Here is a 15519-nt window from a genome sequence, read left to right on the forward strand (position 1 = left end):
TAAATCTATCGGCAGGATGCCAATAACCAGAAATCTTCAAGGAGTGAAGAATGCGATCCTCTCGCCTCACAATGCGCGGCTTTACATTACTAGAACTAATGGTTGTTATTGCAATCATTTCTATCTTAGCCAGCTTATCAGCCCCCACTTTTACGCGTCAGATCACAAAAGCAAAATTGATAGAAGTTCAAAATCTGGCGACTCAACATCAGTCATTGGTTGAAGAGTTTATTCTTTTGCATGGTACTTTTCCTAGCGAAGCGGATTTTAACTTAATAAAAAACCCTCTCGACACAGATTCAATTGTAAAAGTGATTACTGTTAATGATCAAAATAAGGGCACCGGAAATATTCAGCTCACATTGAATGACAGTACTGGCATAACAGAAAACCAGTATTTAAAATACGCACGTGATGCCAATAGAAACTGGCACTGTACTTCAGATTTGGCTGAAAACGTTCTTCCGTTACAATGCAAGAGTTTGACGGGAGAAAAACAATGACATTGGAAGAAATCATTGTGACAGCCGTCAGCCAGCATGCTACCGACATCCACATTGAGCACTCAAAGCTTGCGACAATTATCTATCAACGCTGCTACGGCGTGTTGCAAAAAATAGCCGAGCTCCCCCAAGACAGTAGCTTAATCAATCGTATTAAGATGCGCTCAAATTTAGATTTATCTGAAACGAGGCGAACACAAGAAGGACAATTTTTATTCGAAGAAAAACATCGCAGCACCTTTATTAGAGTCAGCATCATCGCCACCGTTAAAGGCGAGAAAGTGGCCATGCGCTTACTGCCAGAAAAGAGTCGTTTGGCGCTCAACGACATTGGCATACAAACCGCCCTTCTCAACACGCTTAGTTCAACTCTTGCTTATCCTAGCGGCTTGATTTTGGTCTGCGGTGCGACGGGGGCGGGAAAAAGCACATCACTCTACTCCTGTCTCGACGCCCTAAACACAGGCAATAAAACTATTTTTACTATTGAAGATCCGGTTGAATATGACATTCCTGGTTTGTTTCAATGCGAGCCGAATACCGCTATCGGACTAGATTCTGCCGAACTTTTGAAATCCTTTTTAAGACAAGATCCTGATGTGATTATGGTCGGTGAGGTACGCGATGCCGTCACCGCCAACCTTGCTGTCAATGCCGCGCTTACCGGGCACCTTGTGTTGGCGACACTGCATACCAATTCAGCACTTGATGCTATTCACCGTTGCCACGGTTGGCAAGTGGACTTTTTCTCTTTGGTAAGCTCACTAAAGCTGATTATTCACCAGTCCATGTTCTATAAATCTAGCTCCCAGCATCCCATATTTAATGGTTTGCAACCATTATGGGGAGAAGTCTTGCCAAAAGATTACGATACCCTGATATCAACGCCTTCTCTTTGGAAAGCATTTCCTTCTCAAAGCAAGGAGACTTAATATGCCTTGGTATAAAATTAAACACTCAAATGGAAAGATTGATTACTGCTATGGATCATCAGAGGATGCGGTTATCTTTGATTTACTAAAGCTTGGCACTTGGCAAATATCGATAGTGGAGTGGAAGCCCAAGAAATTAGACTATCAATCATTAAAGACCTTTTATGATGAACTCCTGAATGCTCTACACTCAGGCCTACAGCTTAATCAAGCTATCTCCCATTTTGCACTCTCCTCTCCACACCCAATTATCTCCATCAACTGCCAAGCATTATTGACTGAGTTAGAAAAAGGCCGCCTTTTTAACGACACCCTCAGTAAACTGACCAGTCACTCTGCTGCCCCCTATTGCCAATTACTCAATGCCCAGGGCAGTCGAGAAGACTGTGAGAAAAGTCTAACGATTTCTATACTTCAGCTTAAATCGCTACTCGATTGGTCTCATAGACTACTAAAAGCCCTCACCTATCCATTTTGCATCATCCAAATAGCCCTGATGATACTCATCGCTAACCGTGTCATGCAGCACACCGCTGTCGAGCACTATTATTTTATGTTGATAAGCAATATTTCTCTCTACCTTACCTGCAGTGCGGTTCAGTTAGTGATTATTAACAGTCTTTATAAGGGCTATGCCTGCTCTTGGCTTGAAAAATACAGTCAAAATTTTCGACTCACTAAGCTTTTCTCATTACTTAATACAACAAGACAAACAGGGGTCACGTTGCAAGAAGCATTAAAGCACATGCCAACCTATTTCCAGCACGAAGTAACAAAAGAACAAATATTCCAAGTTTATTACACGCTACAGTTAGGCCAAAGCTACACATCCAGCTTCCCAAGCATTTGGTTCCCGAATGAAGCAGAAATTGCCCTAAATTCCGCTGAAAAAGATGGCAATATTGAAAGAGCACTCACACTTGCCACTAAAGAGCATGAAAAGCGCTGGCAAAAAAATATCGCTTTACTTGAAAAGCTCATACCAGCCATTTGTTTATTCATAGCGGGAGGATTTGTTGCCTCTGCACTCATCTCCCTATATGCCCCCTTACTTGAAATACATTAAATGAATATGACAATAACTGAATGGTTTTTATACATTTTATTCACTTCCAGTCTAGGTAGTTACGCAGCCGCTTTCGCAGCGAGATGGCCAGTTAAAAATGAGTATTTATGGAGAAAAGAAGCTCACCTTTTATTGTCGTTACCATTCTCAACAAATGAACCAGAAACAGTCCGCCAACGCCGTTCCCAGTGCATGAGTTGTCATCACTTACTGGCATGGCAAGACCTTATCCCGATACTAAGCTATGTATTTTTGAAAGGGAGGTGTCGATATTGTAAAAAAAACATTAGCTACCGGTATCCTATCATTGAGTGCCTTCATATAATGTGTTGCCTTCCTTTGCCTTGGCTTACCGATGGTGCCTTTCAGCTCGTATTACACACTATTGTGATGAGCACTTTGCTGACAGCAGCCTCCATTGACATGAAACACAAACTGCTACCTGATGAATGCAACCTGCTCGTAGTAGCCTGCGCCCTACTTTTGCACTTAAGCTTAGACACGCTCGAAAATAGCGTACTAGGCCTACTGGTAGGCTTTAGCCTTATCTGTGGATTAAGGCAATGTTGTCTCGTCATAAGACGCTATGAGGGAATAGGTTTAGGTGACGCAAAACTGGTGGCCGCACTTGGCGCATGGCTTGGATTGTCTAATTTATCAGCGCTTTTACTTTGTGCAAGTTTAAGTGGAATCCTATACACTATATTGATAAATCAAAATGGATCTAAACAAATAGCATTCGGTCCTTTTTTAATATTTTCAGCTATTTTGGTATTTTATTTATAACGCTATGACAAATACCCCTCCTACAATCATCGGTCTTGCTGGCGGGATTGGTTCTGGCAAAAGTACGATTACAAAGTATTTCAACGAAATAGGCATTCAAAGTGTTGATGCTGATGATGTTGCCAGATTGGTGGTTCAGCCTAACTCTGAGTGCTTGAAGAGCATCCACCAGCGTTATGGTAACGATATTTTACTGAACGACGGCACCCTTAACCGAAAAGCATTACGCGAGATCATCTTTGAGCAGCCCAAGGAAAGAGTTTGGTTAGAAGCGTTAACGCATCCCGCTATTCGAAAAGAGGTAAGCGCTCAACTTCAGACCGCAACGTCGAAGTATGTGTTGCTCGTTCACCCTCTGCTATTCGAAACAAACCAAAATGCGTTATGTAAATGGGTGATTGTGATTGATGTTCCAAAAGAGATACAGATCCAGCGCACCATGAGCCGAGATCAAATAAGCCAAGAGAATGTAGAAAAAATCCTTGTCACTCAACTAAGTAATATTGAACGACTTAAGAGAGCCGATTTCGTCTTGGAAAACGCTGGCAATATTGTTGATATGAATGCTAAAGTCTTAAAATTGCACCAAAAAATTTTAGAGTCGCTACTATGCTAAACAGTAACACAGCAACGTTAGTTGCCTGCCCAACGTGCCAAACAAAAACACCTTGGTCAAAAGAAAATATTGATCGCCCTTTTTGCAGCCCTCGATGTAAATTGATTGATTTGGGAGCGTGGGCAAGTGAATCTTATGCCATTCCACAGCAAACCTCAGAAGAGGATGAAATTTTCTCAGAAGATCTGGTCATCGATCCAAATAAATCCTTTTTATAATTGCTAGACACGGAATGTAATTATTTATGGCACAACAAGATTTCTCTAAGAAAAAAGCATTACTTATAGAGGATATGGCAGAAGCCCGTATCATGCAGCGAAAAATGCTGTCCGACTTCGGTTTTACTTCCATTGAAATTGCAATGAAAGCAGAAACGGCAGTCGAACTTCTGCGAAGCCACTCGTTCGATGTCATTTTATCTGATTACAATCTAGGCAATGGTAAAGATGGACAACAACTATTAGAAGAAATAAGACATTCAAAACTCATCCCGCATACCGCTACATACTTGATGGTAACAGCCGAAACATCCATTGAGATGGTAATGGGAGCGATTGAATACCAACCTGATGGCTATATTACTAAACCATTTTCTCAGGCGGTTTTACAAAGACGCCTAAGCAAATTATTGGAAACCAAAGAAAGATTGCTTGAAGTCAACCTAGCGTTAGATGCAAACAATTTTAATGAGGCCATTCTTGCTGCAAAACGCGTGATCAAAAAATACCCCTCATTGCTCGGAAAATGTGAAAGAATTATTGGTGAAAGCTTTCTAGAAATAAAAGAGTACAAAAAAGCCCTCTCACTTTTTAATAAAACACTCAAAAACCGCAAAATGCCTTGGGCTCTATTTGGTAAAGCAAAAACCTACTTTTTCATGGGTGAACTGGAAAAAGCGGAGCAAAACTTTCGACAGCTCATGCTTGATAATCGCTTTTTTGTCAGTGCCTATGATTGGCTTGCTAAAATTCAAGTCAAAAATAATAACCTTGAAGAAGCTCAGGCCACTCTGATCGAAGCGATCGGGAAATCCCCAAAAAATATTTTAAGACAAATGGAATTGGGGAAAATCAGTCTCTTATTAAATGACTATATAGCCGCCGAAATGGCTTATCGAAGAGCCGTATTCTTAGCAAAATACTCATGCTACAACACGGCCGAAGTTTACATAAAACATTTAGAATCTCTCGCTAGAATTTCGGACAGTGGGCCTCTACTACCTCGACAAAAAGATAATTTTGAAAGTACTCTCAAAAAGATACATGAGTCTTTTTTTGATGACCCAGATAATAAAGCCAAAACCTATAGTTACGAAATTGATGTTTATCTTGCGGATAACGACAAGTCAACCGCAAAACAAATTTTCGAAGCTTGGCTTAGTGAAGTAAAATCTGGCAGTGCCACACCACCTAGCAAACAACAAAGTAGTATTTTTACAAAATCTTTTGGAAGCTAAAGATGAAAAAAATCGACATCAGCACCATCTTAGCCAGTGCAATACATGAAAGTAAAAACCAAGTAGGTACCTTACTTTATCAATTACAAAGTCTTAAAGATGCGATTAGCAATAATGATGCTAACCATAAGAAAATCGTCTTGATTGAAGAGTCCCTAAAAAAACTCAATGATGAATGGGTAGAGTATTTATACCTTTATAGGTTAGCCTCAGATGGATACGATCTACACGTAGATACTTTTTTACTCGATGAATTTCTTGACGACCAAGTTTTTGCCTTACTGCCTTCCGCCAAAGCAAAAAACTTAGAGTTAGACTATACATGTGATCCCAGCTTAACAGGTATATTTGATGAACGCCTTATGACTGCTGTCGTAAGCACAGCGGTTTATAACGCATTACGATTCGCCAAAACGAAAATTCGCATTAGCGCAATCAAACATAGAGATTTCCTAGTCATCTCTATTGAAGACGATGGACAAGGTTTTAACCTTAGTGATGATCAGCCAGAAGCTTTTCTTGAAGGCAACACTGGACTAGGATTGTATTTCGCTGAATTATCAGCCACGGCTCATGTTATCGACGAAGTAAAAGGCTTCATTAAAAAAGAGTCTTCTCTTTCGCTTGGTGGGGCAAATCTGAGCGTTTACTTGCCACAACCCACTACAGATCAGACTCTTTCCTTTAAATAGCTTGCCAATAAATTTCCAGCGTCCTCTATATGCTGCCTCAATAATACGAGTGCAGCATTTTTATTTTTAGACTCAATAAATTGCAATAACATTTCATGTTGATCTTGACTCGTTTGCCGATAAGCCAATGGACCATACTGAAACCCTAAATAACGAACCGCCTGCTGGTTTAGACGTTCTACCGTACTGTGCAACACAGGTCTATTAGCGGCTCGATAAAGGCTATCATGAAAACGCCAATTGAGCTCACCTCGACGAATAAGTGTTAAATTATTCCCATTCAATTCAACAAGAGAAAGCCTTGCCGATAAGATGTCATTCTCTGTAATGCGATCAAACGCTAAGCTCAACAACTGACATTCTAATTCCGCTCGCATAAAAGAAAGATCTTCGGCTTCCTGCCAATTTAAGTTAGGAACCATTACGCCAGCTTTACCATTTGGTACTAGCCACCCCTCATTTTTTAAAGATAATAATGCGTCTCTAACCGGAATTCGGCTTACCCCATAACGCGTAGATAACACTTTTTGACGCAGCGGAACCCCTTTTGGTAATTGGTTGTTTAAAATGTCATCTTTAATTTTTTGGCAAATATCCACGTTATCAACCTACTTATTGCCATTTAATCTTACCGATTAAAAGACACACAGCCCCCAATAGAATGCCCCAAAAAGCAGACGCAATCCCACCAAATGACAATCCCGAAACCGTTACCAAAAAAGTAACCAGTGCTGCTTCGCGATTAGCATCTTCCGCCATGGCATTTTTTAAGTTCATTCCGATGGTTCCTAATAAGGCGATACCTGCTAATGCTGCCACCATAGTGACTGGAAAAATTGAAAACAAGGCAACAACCGATACGCCTGCCAGCCCTGCCAATCCATAAAATATACCAGCGGATAGTCCCGCAATATAACGACGTTTAGGGTCTTTATGACACTCGTCACCAGAGCAAATCGCTGCGGTAATAGCAGCGAGATTAAATGCAAAACCACCCAAAGGCGCTAACACAATTGATGTAAAACCTGTCCAACTGATCAAAGACGACACCGGTGTTTCATAACCACTACTTCGCATGACCGCGACACCTGGAATATTTTGAGATGTCATAGTAACAATGTATAAGGGTATGCCGATACCAAGTAAGGCCCCCAGATTCCATTCCGGCCAAACCCAAACCAAATCGCCTACTTCTAAAGGAATGTGTGACACCATGGAAGTATCAGACCTTGCCAAGACATAAGTAACACCAATCATCAACACGAATAATACCGCATAGCGCGGCACAAAACGCTTGCTGACCAAATAAGTCAGCAACATACTTCCAACGAGGAAAACATCACTCATCATTGAATCAAAAATTGAAAGACCAAACTTAAAAAGAACACCAGCCAACATAGCACAAGCAATTGGCAAAGGAACCAGACGCATCACTTTATCGAATAAGCCTGATACACCAGTTAATAGCGTTAACACTCCCGCGAAAATAAATACCCCTATAGCTTCAGCATAAGTAATATTACCCAAACTAGTCGCAAGTAAAGCCGCACCAGGTGTGGACCAGGCTGTAATCACTGGAGACCGATACCATAAGGATAGAAAAAAACAAGTCGCTCCCATGCCAAAGCCTAATGCCATAATCCAAGAAATGATCGTACTTGAATCCGCACCAGCCGCCTGAGCGGCTTGAAATACGATAGCAACCGAGCTAGCAAAACCAATTAACACCGCTATAAAACCTGCAACTAATGCACTTAAACTCATATCATTTAAAATTCTAAGCACAACTCTACTTCCTTGGGAATAAGCTAAAAAGAACACTAACTATATTGCATTCAAACTATTTTTGTATACATTTTTGCCATCTTAATTATTAAGTAAGCATATAACCCACCAAACCCAACGCAAAACCCAATACCGCTCCCATCGGTGGGGCCCAATGCTTTTCTAAAGGAACCTGTGGAGCAATATCTTGAAATACAGCGTATAAAATGCCGCCAGAAGCAAACAACATAATGCCTGACACAATAGCGGGCCAATCAGATAACCACAAATACGCGATAACGCCAGACACAGGACCACACAAAGCCAATACAGAAAAGCACAAGATGATAGTCCAAGGAGCATAATCGGAAGACGATTTTAATTCTCGAAAAGCATTAAAGCCTTCGGGTAAATTTTGCATTGCAATCAAAACGGCAAGCAATACGGCATTGACACCACCCAAAGCCAATGCAGCACCTAACGCGAGTGATTCTGGGATAAAATCAGCTAACATTGCCACTAGCTGACTCATCGCGGTCTTCTTGTGAGATAAAAAGATATCTAGGCACATAAACATCATGCCACCTAAAAGAAACAACATAGCGGCCGCCCAAGTGGAAAAATGCCCAATTCCTTCAGGTACAAGGACTAGGGAAATGGCAGACAACAATGCACCACCACCAAAAGCCGTGATGCCGTGCATCAACTCTGTTTCTAGCCATTCTGGCGTTATACGCTCAAAATGCGCAATTAATGCCCCCAAAGGCATAGCCAAGCCCGCAAATAAAGTCAGTAAAAGTAAACCATATAAAGGCGTCATATATTTAATACTCCATAATATATAACGCCATTATCAGTGGAGAATGAGGGATTTGCTATTGTTATAAAATAAGGCGCCCTATGAGCGCCTTATTGAAGAGTTTTCACCGTATAGAGTGTGCTAACTGTTGTTACCAAGATAGGCATTTAGAAAGGCTTTTGTACGCTCTTCTTTAGGCTGCGTGAAAATCGTCTCTGGCGCCCCTTCTTCAACAATCGCACCATTATCGAAGAAGCAAACTCTGTCACTAATTTCACGAGCAAAGTACATTTCATGGGTGACAAGTAGCATGGTAAAACTGTCTTCTTTAACCAGATTTCGAATAACATCCAAAACCTCATCAACAAGCTCAGGATCTAAAGCGGAGGTTATTTCATCCAGTAACAAAATGGATGGCTTCATGGCCAAAGCTCGAGCAATACCTACTCTCTGCTTCTGACCTCCCGATAAATCATTCGGGTAACTATCTGCTTTATCAGATAACCCCACTAATTTAAGCAGCTTTTCCGCTGATGCCTCGGCCTCCTCACGTGAAATACCTTTCACACGCATCGGCGCTTCAGTGATATTCCTCTTCACTGTCATATGTGGAAATAAGTTAAAATGCTGAAACACCATACCAAGATGGTGTCGCATTTTATGCAAGTGCTTACCGTTGGCGGGGACATATTGCCCTTGCCAAGGCATATGCCAAAGTGACTCACCCGCCACATTAATATAGCCACCATCGATACCTTCTAAAGTCATCAAGATTCGCAATAGCGTGCTTTTACCAGAACCACTAGGTCCAATAATCGAAACGATTTCATTTTCTTCTACTTTAAAATTAAAATCACTGAAGATAACGGTATCGCCAAAGCACTTTTTAACATTTTTAAACTCAATAATTGGCGCGTTCATTTCAAACTAAATCCTTCTTTTGGAAAGCGTCTTTCAACCTGATGGATGCCGTAAGCTGCCGCTATACTAAATACAAGATACAAAATACCCACTAAGGTAAATGGTTCTAAATAGCGAAAATTTTCAGAGCCAATGATTTTTGCTATCTGCAACATTTCTAAGAGCGTAATTGCTGAAAGCTGAGGGGTTTCTTTAAACATCGCGATGATATAATTCCCTGTTGCGGGAATCATAGGACGTATAGCTTGAGGCAACACGATGTCTTTGTAAGTATCGAGCAAGGAAAGATTTAACGCCCTTGCGGCTTCCCACTGCCCTTTCTCAATACCATCAATCCCACTGCGAAAGACTTCTGATAGATAAGCGCCATAATGAAGGCCTAAGGCCAATACACCCGTTGCAAGCGGAGATAAACTGATGCCAAATTCTGGCATGACGTAATACAAAAAGAAAATCTGCACTAATAAAGGCGTACTGCGTATAAACTCGACTACCCAGTAAACACTAATACGCAGTACACCTCTGTTGCTGCGACGAAGTAAGGCAAATACCAAACCCATAAAAATAGCAAAAATGCTGCCTAGCAAGGTGGCCAATAAAGTGACTTTTGCTGCGGACAAAATCATCGGCAACACTTCCCAGGTAAATGCCCAATCCCATTGAAATCCATTCATGAGTTAATGCCTCCACGACCTAAACCCTTGCCCAGATGTGTTTCTAAGCGCCTAATGAAAAAGACTAAGCACTGAGCAATTACAAAGTAAAATAATAAAACAACACCAAATATTTCCCCCACTTGTAAAGTAGTATCGGCCAAAGACTTGGCTTTAAAGGTTAAATCACCGATCGTAATCAAAGAGACTAATGAGGTTGCTTTTACTAACTCAATAGCCAAGTTACCAAAAGGAGGAATCATATTCACAAGAGCTTGAGGCATGATTATGCGCCATAAACGCTGAGAAGCCGTTAAATTGAGGGCAATTGAAGCTTCATACTGCCCTTTTGGAACGGCTTGAATAGCACCTCGAACGACCTCAGTGCCATAAGAGCCAATATTTAACCCCAAAGCCACCACAGCGGCCGTCATGGCATCAATTGTGATACCAAAAAACGGCAACACGAAATATATCCAATACAACTGAATTAAAGCGGAAGTACCGCGAAAAAATTCAATATAAAAAATAGCAATTTGTTTGAAAGGGGCTGGCGCATAAAGACGAATCAATCCGAAACTAAAAGCCATCACCACAGCTAGGGGCAGAGCCATCGCCACAATTTCAATTGTGACAATGGCTCCCTGGAGCAACACGGAGACAATTTCTCCAAATTCCATACGCTATTTCCCCGGTATTATTGGCATAATTCTTTTGCAGTCATACCACCTGGTGAGGTGTGCTTACCAAAACCATAGGGCTCAACCATAGCAATATGCTCTTTAGTATCAACAAAGCTCGCTATTTTTTCATTAAATGCATCGCGCAAACTCGTATCGGCTGGGCGGAAGCCAAAGCCGCCATAACCCTTAATTTCCTCACCATTGATAACCAAAGTTTTGAATGGCTGAGCTAACTCCACACGATCATCTTTTTGCCCTAGAGAAGCCATGGTTAAACTTGTCCCTGCGAGCGCATCAATGCGACCAGACTTCAACGCCGCCACACCAGAAGGATAATCTGGCAATGTCACGATTTTGCTCATTTCAATACCAAAATCTCGAGCGTAGCCGTATTCTACCGCTCCAGACATAACACCTAACTTAACAGGCTTACTTTTAATATCATCATAACCATTCAATCCTTCTGGATTGCCATTTTGAACTAAAAAGCCCTCGCCAATACTGTATGTTGGGTTGGAGAATAAAATCTGCTCACAACGCTTTGGCGTGATATACATACCGGCCGCAATAACATCGAAACGCCCTGCACGCAAACCAGGAATCAAAGAACCAAACTCCGTTACCACAACGTTTACATCATCCACGCCTAATTCATTTAAAACATGAACAGCAATGCTAGGCGCTTCACCCGCAGGCTTTCCATCTGATGTGGTGTAGCCATAAGGCACTTCGTTCGCCACCCCGATCGTTACTGTGTCTTCATCCTGTATTTTATCTAACGTATTTGCCACAACGGCAGTAGAGCAGAGAGCGAACGCAATATTCGTTAGAGATATAACGTATTTTTGTAATGATTTTTTCATAATAAACCTCATGTTCCTTAGAAAAATGGTTAAAAAATCGCAATAAGTCTTTTTACCCTAAATAAAATGCATCAAATGATCAAGTATTATTTAGATCTGTAATCATTAGATCTCTTTTAAAACCCAATGAAAAAGGCAAACAATAAGGTGTTTTTTTAAAGAAACTTACCGAATTTTTGACGCACATTGCGGGAGGGAATAACGCTAAGAAGGTAAATTTGAAAGGATAAAATTAGACGTTTGAAGCGGCCTAGTGATTAAGCCACTTCAAACCAATTGGAATGTTATCACTGTATTCTATCAATGCTGACCCAAGCATCCCAACCATGCCATTCCTCTTGCGAGTTAGTATCAATAGTGTGTCTTAGGGACAGAAAAGCCGTCAATTTATGCAACACATTAACAAGCCTTTTCATTTTACTAACCTCTTCAATAATAGACAGATTCAAGCATAATAAGAGATCAGAATTAAATAAAATCGATACTGGCTAAGAGCTTAATATAGGCAAGCTATCTCACTCTTGGTTGTCAAAAATCACAGACAAAACGGGCAGCCTAACACATACAGTTAAGCCGTTAGGTTTCGTCTCCTTAAAAAATAATGAGCCTTGGTATTTATCGACAATATTTTTTACAATCGATAGCCCAAGGCCCGCCCCTTCAACTTCGCCACAACGGAAAAACCGTTCAGTCAGCCTTTGTAAATCATCTTGGTTCACCCCCTTACCAGAGTCAATAACGTTCAATTCGACTTGATTTCCAGATTGAGTCCAAGCGACATGTATCATCGATTCATTCGGTGAAAACTTAATGGCATTACTGATTAAATTTTGCAGCAAAATCTCGATATGATTAGACTCTACATAACAATTCCACGATTTATCATCCTCAACGTCTAAACTGATTTCAATATGTTTTTTCCACGCTAGAGGAAGAATCCCTGCAATCATTGAACGACTAATGGCTAACACATCAGTTTCTGTTTTTATGACTGTCTTCTGATGCTCAAGTCGAGCCAATGCAAGGAGTTGAGATACAATTCTTGTGGATCTGTCGACCCCTAGCGTCAACTGCAATAAGGATTGATTTCGCTCGATTTCATTTTCTGCTGACGCAGCATTCTCGGCATGAACTCTAAGAATACTCAGGGGGGTTCGTAATTCGTGAGCCGCATCGGCAATCCATCGTTTTTCCCTTTCCATTAGGAAATCAATCTCCATCAGCAGCCCATTTAAAGCGTTTTTTACAGGCCGCAACTCTTCAGGAACAGACGACATTTCGATAGGCTCTAACTTAGTGGGCGTAATCTTTTGAATTCGTTGAGCAAGCTGTTGGAGTGGCTCAAGACCAAAGCCCACCGCCGCCCACACTAAAAATGCTAAAATAGGCCAAGCTAAAATTTCAGGAAAAAGTGTTTGAAAAACAATCTGATCGGCAATTTCTCCTCTCACATCAGAACGCTCAGCAACCATCACCTTAAGGTTACCCGCCATTTGGCTTAAGGTAAATGTACGCCATTGATAATGGTCTGCTATGGCATTACCGTAGCCATCAGTGTCTTCTTCTTGTTGCAATAAAGTCATTGAATCTGACGCGATTTTTAGCTCATCGTCACGCCAAATTTGATAGAAAATCTTGCTTTCGTATTTATGACCAACAGACGGATCTGTATTTGCTTCATCGATTAACAATGGCGATATGGCATTTACGTTCGAATCAAGCTTTTCAATATTCCCTGACAACGTAAGCAATAGCCTAGCTTGCTGAGCCAATCTTGCATCAAACAGTTCCTCAACTTCATGATTCGCAAACAATAAACCTACCAGCATAATAACAATACTCGTTATGCTAAAAAGGCACATCACAAAGAAAAGCGTTCTTTTCCTAATCGAACTCAGAACTTGCTTATTAACCCATTTCTTGATCAACAACATAACCGATACCTCGTATGGTGCGGATCAAATCAGGCGATAGTTTCTTACGCAAATGATGAATATGAACTTCTAATGCGTTACTTTCGACATCATCTCCCCAACCGTACATTAGCTGCTGCAAGACGTCTCTCGTAAATACATGTCCAGGCTGACTGATAAGCTCATGAAGCAAAGCGTATTCTCGACGTGTAAGATTCACCTCCTTGTCTTGATATGTGACTTTATGACTCGCAGGATACAAAACAAGCCCCTTATAAGAAATCTCACTGATCGCGCGACCATAGCTGCGGCGTAGTAAAGCCCTAGCCCTTGCTTTCAACTCAGTGACATCAAAAGGTTTTACAAGATAGTCATCGGCCCCAAGATCTAATCCAGCCACTCTATCTTCTAATGCATCTCTGGCTGTCAATATTAAAACCGGCACCGCATTTTCATTTGCTCTTATTTGCCTCAATACTGCTAAGCCGTCCAATCTTGGCAAGCCTAAATCTAATACCACCAAATCAAATACTTCATTGGCTAACGCTTCTAATGCGTGAATACCATCATGAAGTACATCTACCGTATACCCTTCACGCTTCAATGCCGTCACCAAACCATCAGCCAAAGAAGCATCATCTTCTACTACCAGTATGCGCAAGCCTAATCCTTCATTCATAAATACGCCAAAGTAGAGCCAAACACACGATTCAATCGTATTTTTCTTATCACACTTTGGCGTATGTTAGTCAAACCACCATGAGTAGAAAAGAATAGTAGAGTTAGCGACCTAAAGACATCATAATTTGAGAATAACAACGCCTGAAAACCGATATTTTTGATTGAATAGAAAGCTGGATACATCATCTTTTTACATTTCCCCAGATTACTCATGCACTAAAATCCAATATGAAAGGCAAACTGGTGAAAACAGACAAATAACATCAACACCATAGCAGCCGTTCTGAAGGCTAGTGTTCACCAAAGATGACCATAAAAAATGATCGCATTACACTTGAATAGAAGAGGTATTTCCTTACTGTAACTGAACAAGCTTAAGCAGAACTTAACATTGCCAGTCAGAAGGCTTAACCCTCCCTTAAGAAACATAGCCTATTCTTTCCATGAAAAGGTTTATTCAAAACAACACACGTTTTTAGCAATATCGCTAGCCGAAAACATACCACTCAAACAGCTTACATATTGCAGTAACAACCCTCCTAAAGCCCTCAGCACACTGAAATATGGAAACCAGCGATAACAACATGATATCTTTCACAAAAAGCCCACATGCTTATCTCCTTGCAGGACAGCAAAGGCCCATGAATCGCCATGATGCAAAAAAAACCTGACAGCATTTACTATTAGGGCTTTCTTAATTAAATCTTGATAACGACCTGTGCTTATCCCCTTGTGGGACTCTTACATGGCTCTCCAATTCAGCCAAGCCCACACTACCATCGGCGATGGCGAACGCCCGTGGCATGTAAAGAGTCACTTCTGGTTTCGGGATGGGATCAGGTGGTTCAACGCCTCTTGTTTTGTATTAAAACTCGCTTTTTGAAAACGAAAAAAAGCCCTGACAGCTGAAGCCATCAGGGCCTTCTTAATTAAATCTTGATAACGACCTATGCTTATCCCCTTGTGGGACTCTCACATGGCTCTCCAATTCAACCAAGCCCACACTACCATCGGCGATGGCGAACGCCGTGGCATGTAAAAAGTCACTTCTGAGTTCGGGATGGGATCAGGTGGTTCAACGCCTCTTGTTTTGTATTAAAACTCGCTTTTTGAAAACGAAAAAAAGCCCTGATAGCTGAAGCCATCAGGGCCTTCTTAATTAAATCTTGATAACGACCTACTCTCACATGG

Annotated in this window: 18 protein-coding genes; 8 read left to right on the forward strand and 10 right to left on the reverse strand. The window is 41.2% G+C overall.

Features of this window, described 5'->3' with window-relative positions:
- Nucleotides 1-50: 50 nt before the first annotated feature.
- The 8 genes from DK187_RS12125 to DK187_RS12160 are packed head-to-tail and all read left to right on the forward strand — an operon-like array spanning nt 51 to nt 6051.
- Nucleotides 51-503, forward strand: coding sequence for a pilin (locus DK187_RS12125; RefSeq protein WP_111607611.1), 453 nt, complete (start codon nt 51-53; stop codon nt 501-503).
- Nucleotides 500-1435 (forward strand): GspE/PulE family protein, encoded by a 936-nt coding sequence (locus tag DK187_RS12130; RefSeq protein WP_111607612.1) that lies wholly within the window; start codon nt 500-502, stop codon nt 1433-1435. The genes DK187_RS12125 and DK187_RS12130 overlap by 4 nt, the downstream gene beginning before the upstream one ends.
- Before the next feature lies 1 nt (nt 1436).
- On the forward strand, nt 1437-2501 hold the full coding sequence (locus tag DK187_RS12135) for a type II secretion system F family protein (protein ID WP_111607613.1): 1065 nt from the start codon (nt 1437-1439) through the stop codon (nt 2499-2501).
- A gap of 6 nt (nt 2502-2507) precedes the next feature.
- On the forward strand, nt 2508-3287 hold the full coding sequence (locus tag DK187_RS21580; protein WP_223232385.1) for a prepilin peptidase: 780 nt from the start codon (nt 2508-2510) through the stop codon (nt 3285-3287).
- 4 nt (nt 3288-3291) lie between these two features.
- Entirely contained in the window at nt 3292-3903 is a 612-nt protein-coding gene (gene coaE, locus DK187_RS12145) for a dephospho-CoA kinase (protein ID WP_111607615.1), read from the forward strand.
- The gene (locus DK187_RS12150; protein WP_111607616.1) at nt 3897-4121 is read left to right on the forward strand and encodes a DNA gyrase inhibitor YacG; all 225 of its coding nucleotides are present in this window, start codon (nt 3897-3899) and stop codon (nt 4119-4121) included. Before coaE ends, DK187_RS12150 begins: the two co-directional genes overlap by 7 nt.
- A 26-nt stretch (nt 4122-4147) precedes the next feature.
- Nucleotides 4148-5359 carry a response regulator gene (locus tag DK187_RS12155; protein WP_111607617.1) on the forward strand — a complete coding sequence of 404 codons (1212 nt, stop codon included), beginning with the start codon at nt 4148-4150 and terminating at the stop codon, nt 5357-5359.
- A gap of 2 nt (nt 5360-5361) precedes the next feature.
- Nucleotides 5362-6051, forward strand: coding sequence for a sensor histidine kinase (locus DK187_RS12160; protein WP_111607618.1), 690 nt, complete (start codon nt 5362-5364; stop codon nt 6049-6051).
- Here the strand turns inward: DK187_RS12160 and DK187_RS12165 are convergent.
- From DK187_RS12165 to DK187_RS12205, 10 genes are all read right to left on the reverse strand, one after another.
- On the reverse strand, nt 6030-6650 hold the full coding sequence (locus DK187_RS12165; RefSeq protein WP_111607619.1) for a GntR family transcriptional regulator: 621 nt from the start codon (nt 6648-6650) through the stop codon (nt 6030-6032). The genes DK187_RS12160 and DK187_RS12165 overlap by 22 nt on opposite strands.
- 13 nt (nt 6651-6663) lie before the next feature.
- A complete protein-coding gene (locus tag DK187_RS12170; RefSeq protein WP_111607620.1) occupies nt 6664-7836 on the reverse strand; it encodes a benzoate/H(+) symporter BenE family transporter in 1173 nt (390 codons plus the stop codon).
- A gap of 88 nt (nt 7837-7924) precedes the next feature.
- Entirely contained in the window at nt 7925-8635 is a 711-nt protein-coding gene (locus tag DK187_RS12175; protein WP_111607621.1) for a ZIP family metal transporter, read from the reverse strand.
- 120 nt (nt 8636-8755) lie between these two features.
- Nucleotides 8756-9535, reverse strand: a complete 780-nt coding sequence (gene ehuA / locus DK187_RS12180) for an ectoine/hydroxyectoine ABC transporter ATP-binding protein EhuA (RefSeq protein ID WP_111607622.1) — start codon at nt 9533-9535, stop codon at nt 8756-8758.
- On the reverse strand, nt 9532-10209 hold the full coding sequence (ehuD, locus tag DK187_RS12185; RefSeq protein WP_111607623.1) for an ectoine/hydroxyectoine ABC transporter permease subunit EhuD: 678 nt from the start codon (nt 10207-10209) through the stop codon (nt 9532-9534). The genes ehuA and ehuD overlap by 4 nt, the downstream gene beginning before the upstream one ends.
- Nucleotides 10206-10868, reverse strand: coding sequence for an ectoine/hydroxyectoine ABC transporter permease subunit EhuC (ehuC, locus tag DK187_RS12190; RefSeq protein ID WP_111607624.1), 663 nt, complete (start codon nt 10866-10868; stop codon nt 10206-10208). Before ehuC ends, ehuD begins: the two co-directional genes overlap by 4 nt.
- A 17-nt stretch (nt 10869-10885) precedes the next feature.
- Nucleotides 10886-11734: an ectoine/hydroxyectoine ABC transporter substrate-binding protein EhuB gene (gene ehuB, locus DK187_RS12195; RefSeq protein WP_111607625.1), complete on the reverse strand. Its 849-nt coding sequence runs from the start codon at nt 11732-11734 to the stop codon at nt 10886-10888.
- A gap of 287 nt (nt 11735-12021) precedes the next feature.
- Nucleotides 12022-12150, reverse strand: coding sequence for a hypothetical protein (locus DK187_RS21495; RefSeq protein ID WP_261599245.1), 129 nt, complete (start codon nt 12148-12150; stop codon nt 12022-12024).
- A 99-nt stretch (nt 12151-12249) separates the two neighbouring features.
- Complete coding sequence (locus DK187_RS12200; RefSeq protein WP_162623510.1) at nt 12250-13563, reverse strand: ATP-binding protein; 1314 nt, start codon at nt 13561-13563, stop codon at nt 12250-12252.
- Between the two features lie 79 nt (nt 13564-13642).
- The gene (locus DK187_RS12205) at nt 13643-14308 is read right to left on the reverse strand and encodes a response regulator (protein WP_111607634.1); all 666 of its coding nucleotides are present in this window, start codon (nt 14306-14308) and stop codon (nt 13643-13645) included.
- Nucleotides 14309-15519 lie beyond the last annotated feature (1211 nt).

It is taken from the genome of Marinomonas arctica (genome assembly GCF_003259225.1).
GTDB classification, from domain to species: domain Bacteria; phylum Pseudomonadota; class Gammaproteobacteria; order Pseudomonadales; family Marinomonadaceae; genus Marinomonas; species Marinomonas arctica.

What these genes read in the sequence shown, in the direction of transcription:
- DK187_RS12125 (WP_111607611.1), top strand. Translation starts at nt 51, where the DNA reads ATGCGATCCTCTCGCCTCACAATGCGCGGCTTTACATTACTAGAACTA.
- DK187_RS12130 (WP_111607612.1), top strand. Translation starts at nt 500, where the DNA reads ATGACATTGGAAGAAATCATTGTGACAGCCGTCAGCCAGCATGCTACC.
- DK187_RS12135 (WP_111607613.1), top strand. Translation starts at nt 1,437, where the DNA reads ATGCCTTGGTATAAAATTAAACACTCAAATGGAAAGATTGATTACTGC.
- DK187_RS21580 (WP_223232385.1), top strand. Translation starts at nt 2,508, where the DNA reads ATGACAATAACTGAATGGTTTTTATACATTTTATTCACTTCCAGTCTA.
- coaE (WP_111607615.1), top strand. Translation starts at nt 3,292, where the DNA reads ATGACAAATACCCCTCCTACAATCATCGGTCTTGCTGGCGGGATTGGT.
- DK187_RS12150 (WP_111607616.1), top strand. Translation starts at nt 3,897, where the DNA reads ATGCTAAACAGTAACACAGCAACGTTAGTTGCCTGCCCAACGTGCCAA.
- DK187_RS12155 (WP_111607617.1), top strand. Translation starts at nt 4,148, where the DNA reads ATGGCACAACAAGATTTCTCTAAGAAAAAAGCATTACTTATAGAGGAT.
- DK187_RS12160 (WP_111607618.1), top strand. Translation starts at nt 5,362, where the DNA reads ATGAAAAAAATCGACATCAGCACCATCTTAGCCAGTGCAATACATGAA.
- DK187_RS12175 (WP_111607621.1), bottom strand. Translation starts at nt 8,635, where the DNA reads ATGACGCCTTTATATGGTTTACTTTTACTGACTTTATTTGCGGGCTTG.
- ehuA (WP_111607622.1), bottom strand. Translation starts at nt 9,535, where the DNA reads ATGAACGCGCCAATTATTGAGTTTAAAAATGTTAAAAAGTGCTTTGGC.
- ehuD (WP_111607623.1), bottom strand. Translation starts at nt 10,209, where the DNA reads ATGAATGGATTTCAATGGGATTGGGCATTTACCTGGGAAGTGTTGCCG.
- ehuC (WP_111607624.1), bottom strand. Translation starts at nt 10,868, where the DNA reads ATGGAATTTGGAGAAATTGTCTCCGTGTTGCTCCAGGGAGCCATTGTC.
- ehuB (WP_111607625.1), bottom strand. Translation starts at nt 11,734, where the DNA reads ATGAAAAAATCATTACAAAAATACGTTATATCTCTAACGAATATTGCG.
- DK187_RS21495 (WP_261599245.1), bottom strand. Translation starts at nt 12,150, where the DNA reads ATGAAAAGGCTTGTTAATGTGTTGCATAAATTGACGGCTTTTCTGTCC.
- DK187_RS12200 (WP_162623510.1), bottom strand. Translation starts at nt 13,563, where the DNA reads ATGCTGGTAGGTTTATTGTTTGCGAATCATGAAGTTGAGGAACTGTTT.